Source organism: Cryobacterium shii, assembly GCF_004402595.1.
Lineage (GTDB): Bacteria > Actinomycetota > Actinomycetes > Actinomycetales > Microbacteriaceae > Cryobacterium > Cryobacterium shii.
This window is the reverse complement of the sequence record NZ_SOFY01000009.1, coordinates 44,312-56,257: the sequence shown is the minus strand read 5'-3', so window position 1 is coordinate 56,257 and position 11,946 is coordinate 44,312. Positions and strand designations below refer to the sequence as shown.

14 protein-coding genes and 1 tRNA gene are annotated in these 11,946 nt (G+C 69.5%); 2 read left to right on the top strand and 13 right to left on the bottom strand.

Annotated features, from left to right (window positions below; genetic code table 11):
- Positions 1–44 precede the first annotated feature (44 nt).
- The 7 genes from E3O49_RS01210 to E3O49_RS01180 all read right to left on the bottom strand — a co-directional run bounded on the left by E3O49_RS01210 (position 45) and on the right by E3O49_RS01180 (position 6,353).
- Positions 45–866, bottom strand: a complete 822-nt coding sequence (locus E3O49_RS01210; RefSeq protein ID WP_134450872.1) for a Nif3-like dinuclear metal center hexameric protein — start codon at positions 864–866, stop codon at positions 45–47.
- Between the two features lie 9 nt (positions 867–875).
- Positions 876–1,766, bottom strand: a complete 891-nt coding sequence (locus E3O49_RS01205) for a cytosine permease (protein ID WP_134364902.1) — start codon at positions 1,764–1,766, stop codon at positions 876–878.
- 196 nt (positions 1,767–1,962) lie between these two features.
- Positions 1,963–2,292, bottom strand: coding sequence for a cytosine permease (locus E3O49_RS01200; protein WP_160140997.1), 330 nt, complete (start codon positions 2,290–2,292; stop codon positions 1,963–1,965).
- Positions 2,293–2,559: 267 nt separating this feature from the next.
- Positions 2,560–3,258, bottom strand: a complete 699-nt coding sequence (locus E3O49_RS16740; RefSeq protein ID WP_174776161.1) for a DMT family transporter — start codon at positions 3,256–3,258, stop codon at positions 2,560–2,562.
- A 217-nt stretch (positions 3,259–3,475) separates the two neighbouring features.
- Positions 3,476–3,979: a DUF427 domain-containing protein gene (locus E3O49_RS01190; RefSeq protein ID WP_134364904.1), complete on the bottom strand. Its 504-nt coding sequence runs from the start codon at positions 3,977–3,979 to the stop codon at positions 3,476–3,478.
- Entirely contained in the window at positions 3,976–4,659 is a 684-nt protein-coding gene (locus E3O49_RS01185; protein ID WP_134364905.1) for a response regulator, read from the bottom strand. Before E3O49_RS01185 ends, E3O49_RS01190 begins: the two co-directional genes overlap by 4 nt.
- Positions 4,656–6,353 carry a GAF domain-containing sensor histidine kinase gene (locus E3O49_RS01180; RefSeq protein WP_134364906.1) on the bottom strand — a complete coding sequence of 566 codons (1,698 nt, stop codon included), beginning with the start codon at positions 6,351–6,353 and terminating at the stop codon, positions 4,656–4,658. The genes E3O49_RS01185 and E3O49_RS01180 overlap by 4 nt, the downstream gene beginning before the upstream one ends.
- A gap of 118 nt (positions 6,354–6,471) precedes the next feature.
- Here E3O49_RS01180 and E3O49_RS01175 point away from each other — a divergent pair, with 118 nt between their 5' ends.
- Both E3O49_RS01175 and E3O49_RS01170 read left to right on the top strand, forming a co-directional pair.
- On the top strand, positions 6,472–7,377 hold the full coding sequence (locus E3O49_RS01175; RefSeq protein ID WP_160140996.1) for a universal stress protein: 906 nt from the start codon (positions 6,472–6,474) through the stop codon (positions 7,375–7,377).
- Positions 7,374–8,204, top strand: a complete 831-nt coding sequence (locus E3O49_RS01170; RefSeq protein ID WP_134364908.1) for a universal stress protein — start codon at positions 7,374–7,376, stop codon at positions 8,202–8,204. Before E3O49_RS01175 ends, E3O49_RS01170 begins: the two co-directional genes overlap by 4 nt.
- A gap of 30 nt (positions 8,205–8,234) precedes the next feature.
- Here E3O49_RS01170 and E3O49_RS01165 read toward each other — a convergent pair whose 3' ends face one another.
- The 6 genes from E3O49_RS01165 to E3O49_RS01140 form a co-directional block, all read right to left on the bottom strand.
- A complete protein-coding gene (locus tag E3O49_RS01165) occupies positions 8,235–9,080 on the bottom strand; it encodes a universal stress protein (RefSeq protein WP_160140995.1) in 846 nt (281 codons plus the stop codon).
- Between the two features lie 103 nt (positions 9,081–9,183).
- A complete protein-coding gene (locus tag E3O49_RS01160) occupies positions 9,184–9,522 on the bottom strand; it encodes a hypothetical protein (protein ID WP_134364910.1) in 339 nt (112 codons plus the stop codon).
- A gap of 107 nt (positions 9,523–9,629) precedes the next feature.
- Entirely contained in the window at positions 9,630–10,346 is a 717-nt protein-coding gene (locus tag E3O49_RS01155; RefSeq protein WP_134364911.1) for a GAF and ANTAR domain-containing protein, read from the bottom strand.
- A 20-nt stretch (positions 10,347–10,366) separates the two neighbouring features.
- Positions 10,367–11,071 (bottom strand): GAF and ANTAR domain-containing protein, encoded by a 705-nt coding sequence (locus tag E3O49_RS01150; RefSeq protein WP_160140994.1) that lies wholly within the window; start codon positions 11,069–11,071, stop codon positions 10,367–10,369.
- A gap of 125 nt (positions 11,072–11,196) precedes the next feature.
- Positions 11,197–11,269 (bottom strand) — tRNA-Val (locus tag E3O49_RS01145).
- Between the two features lie 72 nt (positions 11,270–11,341).
- Positions 11,342–11,809 carry a peroxiredoxin gene (locus E3O49_RS01140; RefSeq protein ID WP_134364913.1) on the bottom strand — a complete coding sequence of 156 codons (468 nt, stop codon included), beginning with the start codon at positions 11,807–11,809 and terminating at the stop codon, positions 11,342–11,344.
- Positions 11,810–11,946: the final 137 nt, after the last annotated feature.

Sequence of the window (11,946 nt, the reverse complement as noted above, 5' to 3'; positions counted from 1 at the left end):
TGAGCTTGAGCGGGCGTGGGGGTGGAACCGCATCCATCGGCAGGTTACTGCACGATGACGAAGTCCCACGGATCTGTGCGCAGATCACTGCAGGTGACCGTGATTCCGGGGAGCGCCGCCCGGAGCTGCTCGGCGGCGGGTTCGAGCCAGAGCGACTCGCTGGCCCAGTGCGACACGTCGATCAACGCCGGCGTGCCGCCGGAGTGCACGGCCTGCTCGCGGGCCTCGGAGGCCGGGTGGTGCCAGAGGTCGGCGGTGATGTACACATCCGCCGCGACCACGGACGGATGCGCGAGGAGTGAGTCTCCCGCACCTCCGCACAGCGCCACGGTCTCCACGACGGCGTCGCGCTCCCCCGAGACCCGGACGCCGGACACGGTCGCCGGCAGCAGATCGGCCAGTCGCCGGGCCAGCCGGTCCAGCGACGTGCGTTCCGGCAACCGGCCCACCCGCCCGATGCCGGTGCCGGGAGCGACTCCCGCCGTGATCGGACGCGTGTCCAGGAGGCCGAGGCGGGAAGCCAGGATGTCCGATACGCCGTCCACGACCACGTCCGCATTCGTGTGCGCCGCCAGGAGGGCGCAATCGGCCCGGATCAGGCGGCCGAGCAGCGCACCCTTGTACCGGTCCTCCGCGACCGACGTCACCCCGCGCAGCAGCAGCGGGTGGTGCACGAGCAGCAGGTCAGCACCCCGTTCGACGGCCTCGTCGACGGTTGCGGAGACCGCGTCGACGGCGAGGTGGATCGAGGTGACCGAGTGTGTCGGGTCGCCGCTGACCAGACCGGGGGCATCCCAGTCTTCGGCCCCGGACAACGGCCACAATTCATGGACGATCAGGGTTACATCGGCGAGCGAGAATGGCACCCCGTCAGCTTACCGGTGACCGGACGGCGCGGCTTCCTGCCGCCGGATCGCCGGAATGCCCAGGACCGGCGGTGTGATCAGGCCCAGCACGAGTGCGACGAGCACGCCGAGCGCGGTCGCCGCCAGGCCGCCGTGAGGATCGATGCCGGCCCAGGCGAGGAGGAAGCCCTGCCAGGCCAGCCATCCCGGGCCGGACTCGATCAGTCCGTAGCCGACGACCGTGATCACGGCGAGAGCACCCACGTTGACCCAGCGCCAGTCCGCATAGCGACCGCCGCGATGAAGCAGGCTCCTGGTGTCGAGCGGGCTCCGCCGAATCACCACCTCCGCGCAGAACAGGCCGGTCCAGGCCGCGACGGGCACGGCCAGCGTCACCGGCAGGGCCAGGGAGGCGTCGGCCAGGCCCGTTCGGCTGACGAGGATCAGCACGACGAGTATCGCTGTTCCCAGCGCGGCGAGCAGCACGCCGACGGGCCGGGTGATCCTGCTGTCCGCGGCGGTGACGGCGAGACCGCCCGAGTACAGATTGAGGTTGATCGCCGACAGCAGGGTGAGCGTGCCGACGAGTAGCAGGGGGATCCCGGTCCAACCCGGGAGGATTCGGGCCAGACTGCCGACCGGATCGATCGCGAAAGCGGCGGCCTGTGCGGGGTGCGATGCGGCCAGCACCGCCCCGAAACAGATCAGGACCAGGGCCGGCAGGCCCAGCCCGAGGTTCGCCCACAGCATCGAGGTCCGACCGGGCGAGTCCTCTCTCTGGTACCGGGCCAGATCTGCGCTGCTGGTCGCCCAGGCCAGCCCGAAATAGGCGAAGACGAGGATCGTGCCGGTGAGCGCGCCGAGTCCGATCCCGGTCGAGTCGGCCAGGGCGGGTCCGGGATCGATCAGCCCGGCGGTCATGATCATCGCCAGGGCGAGCAGGACCGTGGACGAGGTAGCGCAACCCGTAACCGAAAACGGCGACAGCGGCCGCGGCCACGGTGACGGCGACTGCGCCGACCAGAGCCGGGACGGTGCCGTACCCGGGTGCGTCGCGCCCTGCCGCCGCCGCAACCGTGCCGATCGCCTGCCCGGCCGCGGCCGCGAGCAGCGCCCCCTACACGACTCTCATCAGGACGACCAGAGCGGTGGGCACCACGTTCCCGACCAGGCCGAACGTGGCCCGGGACAGGACCATCGCCGGTTGCCCGGTCCGCTTGCCGGCCAGGGTGCCGAGGCCTACCGGGATGAACGACAGGGCGATTCCGAGAAGAGCGGACACCGCCGCTTCGAGGACATTGAGTCCGAGCGCAATCAGCCGGGCCCCCAGCGCCACGCTGACCACGGATGCCGTCACGGCGAACCAGAGGCGGAACATCCGTGTGGGGTGCCCGACCCGGTTCGTCACCGGAACCGGCTCCGTGCCGCTGTGTTCGATGCGGCGCACCGGGGGGGTGCCCGGAGGCCCGCATCAGGGATCACCGACTCCCTCTCCGCCACCCGCGGACTCGGGATCGGGCCGGGGACGCCGCTGACCACGTCGTCCGCGTCCTCCGGAAGCTCCCGGTCGACGTCGCGCCCGGCGATGTCCGGGGATCCGGTGCCGGGGGCAGATCGAACCGCCCCGGCGAGGTCGTCGCCGGGGCCACCAGGGGCGTCGGGGCCGTCGTCCCTCGCCCCGTGCAGCCCCGTCCCGCTCGGCCATGACCCGATTCTAGCGAGAAATGCTCATTCTTTCCCGGTTGTCGAGGCTGACCAGGGCCGTCACCGCCACCAGCAGCAGGCAGAGGCCGGCCCAGGCGGGCGGGGTCAGCCGTTCACCCACGACGAGGACAGCGAGCACAGTGGCGACGAGCGGTTCGAGCAGCGTGATGCTGGTGGCGAGGCTGCCCCGGACCGAACGCAGGCCGTGGCCGAAAAGCAGGTACGCGGCACACATCGGCCCGATGGCCAGATACGCGGCAATCCCCGCGCTGCCCGCGCTCTGGAGCAGCGGCGCTCCGGTCACCAGCAGCACGGGGACGAGGCAGACCGCGGTCACGCCGAACAGCGCACCCATCGTGGCCCGCGGGCTGTGTCCCGCCCCGATCAGCTGGTGCGACGCGTGGGTGTACAGGGCATAGCTGAACCCGGCCAGCACACCCAGCAACGCGCCGACCGGGGCGCCCGAGACCTCGGCGGCTCCGATGCTGCCGCCGAGCACCAACAGGCCTGTCCCGGCCAGGGCGGCCAACGTGCACAGGCCCCAACGCGGAGTGACCCGACGACGTTCGGCCAGGAACTCGATCCCGGCAGCGAACACCGGAGCGGATCCGAGGGACACGACCGTTCCGACGGCCACCCCGGCCAGGTGCATCGAACTGTAGAAAGCGAGCGGGTAGACGACGATGGCGGCGACGCCGGCCCCGCCCACCGGCGCACGGACCTGTCTCTCAGGACGGCTCGGGCGCCGCGCACCGACAGCAGCCAGAGCAGTCCCCCACCGACGGCCATCGTGGCTGCTCCGGTCGCCAGCGGGCTGAGGTCATCCGGCAGGAAATGCGCGGCCGTTCCGGTCGTCCCCCAGAGCAGGGCGGCCAGAAGGATCGGCATCACGCCGGGGCCCGGCAGGATCATCCGGGGCCCCGCAGTCACCATCCGAGCGTGCCGGGCTCCCCCTTGAACGGGCCGACCACCCGGGACGTGATCCAGCCGCCGTAGAAGTCTCCCGGCTGCGGCTGCACCCGTTCCCCGTTCACTGTGCACCGCTCCATCCGGCCGGGGTAGAGGGCAATGCGGTCGAGGAGCGCCTCATACCCCTTCCTCGGCGCCGGGTAGGTCCAGGCGGCGGATTCCTCCCGCCGTCCCGGCGTGACCACATTGAGGTAGGACGCCTGCCCTTTGTACTCGCACCACGAGTTCCCGGGGGCCGGTTCCAGGCTCCCGGGCCGGAAAGCCGATCGAGGCAGGTAGTAGACCGGAGGATGGCTCGTCTCGAGCACCCGGATCACATCTCTGGTGTCGACGATGACCTGGCCGCCGAACGTGACGACGACGCGGTCGGTACTCGGCTCGGCCCGGGGCGGCCGGGGGTATGTCCAGACCGATTCCTGGCCCGGGCCCGGCACGGCCGGAGTGACGCGATTCTGCTTCATCGGGCCAGCGTACCGGCAGACCCGGGGTGGATTCGAGAGCCGGAACCGCCCGCGGCCCGGGACAGATCGGCACCGAAGACCGCGGCCTGGGTTCTTCGCTGCATCCCGAGCTTGCTGAGTACGGCGGACACATAGTTCTTGACCGTTTTCTCGGCCAGCTCCAGCTCGGCGCCGATCTGACGGTTGGTGAGCCCCCGCGAAATGAGGTCCAGGACCTGCCGCTCGCGCAGGGTCAGTGCCTGCGCGGCCCGGTCCGGCTCGGCCAGGCTCAGCACCTCGGCCACCCGCCGGGCGGCCAGGTCGGTGAGCAGCCGCTCCCCGCGGGCCACCCGGCGGATGCCGTCGATCAGCCGGTCACCGCGGATGTTCTTCAGGACATACCCTGCAGCCCCCGCCAGCACCGCGGCGCAGGTGGCCTCGTCGTCGTCGAAGGCGGTGAAGATCAGGCACCGGATGCCCGGGTCCCGGGCGAGGATCTCCCGGCAGACGTCGATGCCGCTTCCGTCGGGCAGGCGGACGTCGAGGACCGCGACGTCCGGCCGGGTGGCGGCGACCCGGGCGAGGGCCTCCCGCCTGGTCGACGCCTCCCCCACGACCTCCAGGTCCGCTTCCGCGTTGATCAGGTGCACGAGGCCATGCCGGACGATTTCGTGGTCGTCCACGAGGAAGACGCGGGTCATCGGCGTGCCGTGACGGATGCACCGACCAGGCTGGCCGCCCAGCGCAGCCGTGTGCCCCGGGGCGCCCGGTCGTCGAGGGTGAAATTTCCCTGCCATCGTCCTGCCCGTGCCGCCAGGTTGTCGATTCCGCCGGAGTGCGCGGCCTTCGCCCTGCCCACGCCGTCGTCACTGATTTCGATCGTGATCGAGTCGGCGACCACGGTCAGGCTCACAACCGTTTCGCCGGCCCGGGCGTGCCTAACCACGTTGGTCAGCCCCTCGCGGATCACGGCGACGAGGTCGTCGGCCAGGTCGGCCGGCGTGACCAGGTCGATCGGGCCGGAGAAAACGACTCGTGGAGGCTGCTCGAACAGGGGCCCGAGTTCGGTCAGCAGGTCGATGACGCGATGTCGCAGGGACGGCCGGTCGGGGTGCGCCGGCAGGGTCAGGGCGAAAATGGCCGTGCGGATCTCGACGATGGCAGCGTCCAGGGCCTGCACCTCCTCGTCGAGCCTCAGGCGCAGCGCCCGGTCGGTTATCTCCCCGCCAATGGCCTGAATCGACATCCCGGCGGCGAAGACCCTTTGGATGACGAGGTCGTGCAGGTCCCGGGCGATCCTGCCGCGGTCCTCCAGCACCGCCAGCCGGGCCCGATCGGCCCGGCCCAGGGAGAGTTCCAGCGCCACACTCGCCTGCTCCGCGAAGTCCGAGGCCATCACGAGGTCCGAGGCGGTGAACCGGGCCGCTCCGAGGGGACGCGAGGCCGTCAGGACCCCGTGCGGGACTCCCGCTCCCAGAGGGATGACCATGGTGGACCCGCAGATCAGGGCGGAGTCCGGGCCCGGCCTGACGCCGTCCCCGCCGTCGACCAGGAGCGGCTGGCCGCCGGAGAATACCCGCCCGCACAGGCTCCCGGCGACAGGGAAGATGAGGCCGGCGGCCTGCTGCGCGAGCGGCCCCCTGGCGGTGGCGACGACCAGGGAAGCATCCGCGCCGGGGTCGATTCCATCGGGGACGACGACGCACACCAGTTGCGCATCCGCCGTCTGCGCGAATCGGTCGGCCAGGAGGGCCAGGGTATCGTCCGAGCGATCGGTCAGGAGGGCAGCGCTGACCCCGGCCGACGCGGCCGACCAGCGCTGACGCCGCTGGGTCTCCTCGAACAGCCGGGCATTGTCGATCGCGATGCCCGCGGTCGCCGCCAAGGCACACAACAGGTCCTCGTCTTCCTGGTCGAATGCTCCCGGCACCCTGCCGATCAGATACAGGATGCCCGAGACCTCGCCGCGCACCCGCACCGGGACGGCCAGGAGACTCTGCATCGGCGGGTCCTCACCCTCGAAACCAGCCGGACGCGGTTTGGCCTGCCATCGGCTCAGCCGAAGCGGAACCGGGTCATCGGCGAGGGTGCCCAGCAGCCCGAGGACCTCGGCCCACGCGCCCCCCGCAACGGCGGCATCCGCGGATGCCCCGACCTGGACGCTCGGCTCGAGACGGCCGTTGTCGGCGGTGGTCGCGAGCGCCCCGAACAGCGCCGGGCACAGGTCGACCGCCGCCTCCACGATGCGCCGCTGCACGGAGAGAAGATCGAGCTGGCCCACAATCGCCTGGCTGGCCAGGAGGAGGCGGCGCAGGCGCGCATCCGACTGATTCGCCGAGGGTTCGGGCCGCGTGAACGGGGTGGCAACCGGGGCTGTGATCTCGTGCTGGGGCATGGCCTGGCTCCGCTCTCGGTCTGATGCCGGGGATTCTACTCGCGTGGGACCTTCGCCCCTTTTCGGCGCCTCCCGACGCTGTCACCGTGAGGGGGGACGCGAGGGAAGGAGGCCAGCCATGGTCGAAAAAGTGATCGTCGCCATCGACGGCGGGCCCGCCAGCAGGGCCGCCCTCGAGTGGGCCCTCGACCGCGCTCTGGCGGCCGAGCGGCTCCCGTCAGCCTCGGTGAGCCTCGAACTGACGACGGTGGTGGAAATGGGCTGGTCCCCCACCGGGGGGCCGGAGGATGACTTCCAGCCCGCCTACGAACGCGCACTCGCCGAAGCCATCCGCCGGGTCGACCAGGCCGCACCGAACTGCCGCAAGACCGGGTACATCCGCCACGGGGTCCCCACCGATGAACTCGTCCGGGCGTCCGCCGCCGCGGACCTCCTCGTCATCGGCACCAACAAGACGGGGGTGCTCGCCGGAGCGGTCTACGGGACCCTTCCGTTGCGCCTCACCGCCCATGCGAAGTGCCCCGTCATCGTCGTCCCCGCGGTATGGGCGCCACGAACCGGGCCCGTCGTGGTCGGACTGGAAGACGATGCGTTGGCAGCCGGGGCCTTGGACTTCGCCGCCCGCGAGGCCGCTCACTTCGGCCGCCCGCTCAGCATCGTGCATGCCTGGACGATCCCGGCCACGGTGGCGGTCGAATTCGGGGCCGTGATTCCCTATGACGAGTTGCGGCAGGCGCACGCCGAGATCCTCGCCGAACGCGCAGAGCGGGTCCGGGCAGCCAACCCCGACCTCCAGGTCACCGAAGTCCTGGAACAGGGCCTGCCGGCGTTTGTTCTCGTGGAGGCTTCCCGGGACGCCTCCCTGATCGTGGTGGGCACTCACGGCCGCGGCGCCGTCGGCTCCCTCTTCCTCGGATCGGTCAGTCACGACGTCCTACTCAATCTGCCCTGCCCGGTCGCGGTCGTTCCTCGCCCCGACGACGCGGGTGACCGCGACCAGGCGACCGGAAAGGATGCACAGTGAACACCTACTACATCGGGGCAGACGGCTCCGAGCCGAGCCGAGCTGCGATCAGCTGGGGACTGTCCCGGGCAGCCGAGGACGATTCTCCGGCGGTCCTGGTCAACGTCGTCGACGACGAGTGGGGCCTTCTCGGCCCGTCCTATGCGCAGGATGCGGAGCGACACGCCAGTGCCCTGCTGGCCGAGGAGCTCGCCCTGGCGAAGAAGGCTCACCCCAGGCTCGACATCGGCGCCATCATCCTGCACGGCGCGCCGTCCTGGACCCTTGCCGCCCTTCCGCTGGCCGACGACACCCTCATCGTGGGCACCCACAAGACCGGGTTCCTGCGGGGGCGCGTGCTCGGATCCCGCAGCGTGCAGATCGCGGCCGCTGCGCCGTGCACGGTGGCAGTCATCCCGGACACGACGTTCGACACCCGGCGCGGGGTTGTCGTCGGGGTGGACCGGTTCGAGGGTTCGACGTCGGCCGTCATCCGAGGCGCCCGCGAAGCCGACCGGCTCGGCCAGGAGCTCATCCTGGTGCACGCGCCGCCGACACTTTGCACGGGGAAGGCGTCGCCTGAGCTGCCCGAGAGCGCCGACGCCGCGCACCTGCTCCTCAGCGAGGCGGCCGCGGTCGCGAGCGCCACCGCGCCGGGCGTGGTCGTTCGCCGGCGCCTGGTGAACCGCGACCCCGCGGAAGCCCTGCTGGATGCGGGCGCGGGCGCGTCCCTGATCGTGGTCGGCGTGTCCCACCCGCGAGGGGCGACACAGTCGGTGATCGGATCGGTCACCCACGACGTGCTCATGAACATCAACGTTCCCATCCTTATCGCCAGGCCCGCCTGAGCCCCGGCCCCGGACGTCACTCGCTGCGGGTCACACGCTCCGGATCACGGCCACCGGGCAGGGCATGGTCAGCACGATCACGTGGCTGACCGAACCCAGCCAGAAGCGGGCGAATCCGTTCCGGGAATGGTTGCCCACGACGAGCAGGCTCGCACCGGTCGCGGCCGTGACGAGCGCATCGACCGGCAGACCCAGGTCCAGCCGAAGGTCTAACTGCAGGTCGGGGTAGCGTTCGGCCAGTCCTGCGACCGCTTCGGAGAGGACCAGCCGGTCGGCGTCATCCGGTTGCATCGGCCAGTCGATCATGGCGCCCTCCTCGGTCCACGGAGCGGGCACGCTCCAGCAGTACACGGCGGTCAGGCGCTGCCCCAGACGGTCCGCCTGCTCGGCGGCGAACTGGACGGCCGCAAGCGAGGCCTCGGAGCCGTCGACGCCGACAACGACCCCGGTGCCGTCCCGGTTACTTCGTTCGGGAACGATGACGACGGAGCCGGGGGCACGGGCCGCGATCTGCGCGGAACGGGTGCTGAAGACATAGTCCCGAAAGCGCCCGAGCGCATGTGAGCCGATCACCAGCAGTGCAGCGCCTTCTGCCCGGTCGGCCAGCGCCCCGGCCTGCGAACCTGTGAGCACGGTCGCGTGGAGCTTCAGCTCCGGCGCCAGGGGTGCCGCATCCGCGATCTCCCGGGCGAGGTTGCGTTCAGCCTGCTCCCGCGCGGTGTGCTCGTACCCGGCGGCCAGACTCGCCCAGTTCTCGTCGACGACGTGAACCAGCTCGACTGCGAACCGTCTCGGGCGCGCGTAGTCGAGGGCCCAGTGCAGGGCATCCCGGTCCGACGGCTTGCCGCTCATCCCGACCACAACGCGTTCGTCCATGATCTTCTCCATTCCCGTGCACCGGCCTCAATGGTGTCGGGTCAGAACCGAGCCTGACAGGGCCGAAAGTCCCGGTCATCCCGCGGGCCGCTGCAGCAGACCGTCAGTATTCGAACTCGTCGAATTGCGGCGAATCAAGCCCGTCCCCGGTCCACGAAACCCGACCGCTCGCCGTGCCGGACAGCGCTTTGCGGCGCAGGTCATCGGACTTCGCCGATTCCACCAGCTCCTGGTCCACGGCGTCGGCAGTGACACAGACGAGCTGGCTGGATGCGCCAATCAGGAACTGGGCACGACCGGGCAGTCCAGTCTCATCCGCGACCGGGATGTCGATGACGTCGACCTGCCCGCGTGAACTCAAGGCCTCCGCGTAATGCATCACGGCATCCGCGAGTTCGCTTCCGGTGAGGACAGAGCCGCCGGGATGGAAAATGCGCTTCATGGTGACCTCGATAGCTCACGAAAATTACACGTGCAGCCAGGGTCTGGGGCGTGAGTCACACTATAGCCCGGCCGAGGCCGGAAATGCGGGCGTCCCGAGCAGCGGGGCTACAGCGAGAGGGACCGGTTGACGATTCGCTCCGCCACGTCGTTCAGCGGCAGGCCGTTGCTGCGCGCGTGCTGGCGCAGCAGAGCGAAGGCCTCGTCCATGTTGACGGTGTGGGTGAAAGCGACCACACCCTTGGCCTGCTCGATCAGCACCCGGCTGCTGAGGGCGTGCTGCAACTGGGCACGGGCCACGTCGCTCTCCCGGATGGCCCGTTCCTGCAGGATTCCGATCGTGGCGGTGTCGGCCAGAGCCTGGACAGTGCGCAGGTCGTCAGCTCCCAGCCCACCCAGGCGGTCCCAGAAAAGGTTGAGCGAACCGATGGTCGTGGAACGCAGGCGCAGCGGAACCGAGTGCATGGACTTGAATCCGAGCTCGATGGCTCCGGCCCGGAACCGCGTCCAGTCCGGCGAGAGAACCTCGAGGTTGGGAATCGCGACGGGCCTGCCCGTGGTGTAGCACTCGACGCACGGGCCGTTGCCGGCTCGAAGCTGCAGGATCTCGATCAGACGGCTGCACTCGTTGGTCGAGGCCACAACCTCGAGATCGGTGTCGTCACCGGCGGTCAGGATGATTCCGACTGCTGACGCCTCGAAGAGCGTCGCGCACGTCTCAACCAGCGTGTGCAGCAGATCCACCACGTCGTAGCCGACCACCAGGGTGTCGGCCAGAGTGACGAATGTCTCAACCAGCTGACCTTCACGTGACTTGGTCACCATGAACTTATCCTAAGACCCGTCTAATTTAATTCTGAAGTAAAATCAATATTTCGTGCGACCACGTTCTCCGCGACCTCTCGCACCGTTTGACCGTGCGAAAAGGCGTAACCCTGCAGGATGAGAAGCGCGTCCGAGGGTGATACGTCTAATTGGGCCAGCACCATTCCGGTCGCCTGGTGCACGACGCGTCGGGAGTAGCCCCGATCGTCGTCGGCGTCCGGTTTCATCGTATTCGAGAGCAGCACCCGCCGAAGCACCTGCCGGGCCGCGATGCCGACGAGGGTGGTGGCATCCTCGATCTGCCCGAGGGTGAGCGCGCGGGGCATTCGCGAATAGAAGTCGACGGCGCCGATGTCCAGCGAGCCCACCAGCATCGGGAAGGCGAAGATCCCGCCGACTTCGGTGTCGCCGAGAGTGCGCTGGAAGACAGGCCAGTCGAGATTGGCCTCGTGACGGATGTCCGGGGACAGCACCGGCCGACGTGTCGCCCTGGCGTCCCAGCACGGCCCCTCGCCGAGATCGAATTGGATCTCATCGATGCGGGCCGCGGCGGCGTTGCTCGCGCAGATGGTTTCGGTGCCGAACGGCACCCCGAGGGTGGAGATCGCCAGCCCGTCGACGGGCAGCGCCCTGAGGAACGGTGCGCAGAGATTGGTCTGGTGCAGGTGAGCGCTGGTCAGCTCCTCGACCGCGACGCCGAAGGACAGCCGGTCAGACCGAGTCATGACGCCCACCCCCTCGACGCGCTCTGCCCGAAGCGGTCGTGGTGACGGCACCTGCGTGCTCATTCTGGTGCACAGTACCTCACGACCTCTCGCCCCACGGAGGGTTATGGGTGGTTCTTGAGGGGTGGGCCCTACCGGGCTCGAACCGATGACATCCACGGTGTAAACGTGGCGCTCTACCAACTGAGCTAAAGGCCCCTTGAAACGTCGACCTCTGCAGGCCGTGCACCATCATACCGATTCTGCACGGCCGCCGTACGCCAGGGCCGGTCAGGCCGGCTGGAGTTCCTCGATCGCGGCGCGGTACGCCTCCAGCGAGCGAGCCTCACCGGGGGCGGTGATGAAACTGGCCCGGATGATTCCGTCCGGGTCGATCAGGAACGTGGCACGATTCGCAAAGCCCTTATCCTCCAGGAAGACACCGTATTCCTTGGCCACCGCGCCGTGGGGCCAGAAGTCGGCCAGAAGGTCGAAGGTGTACTCCTCCTGCTCTCCCCACGCCCGGAGCGTGTGCCGCGAGTCGACCGAGATCCCGACCACCTCGACGCCACTGGACTCGAACAGGGAGAGGTTGTCTCGCAGTTCGCAGAGCTCACCGCTGCAGATGCCGGAGAACGCGAGCGGGAAAAAGACCAGGGCAACCGACTTCTTCCCGCGGAACCGGCTCAACTGGACCCGCTCGCCGAACTGGTTGACGAGCTCGAAATCGGGAGCCTGGGTGTCGTTCTCCAAAGCCATGCTGCGCTTCCTTTCCTCCGCCCGCGCGAACTTGAGCGGCGGCGACACAGCCTAGCCCCGGTGACTGGGTGAACCAAGAATCGGCCCCGCCCGGCGGCATCCTGCGGCCTGAAAACGACACGCATCGTTCGTGCACG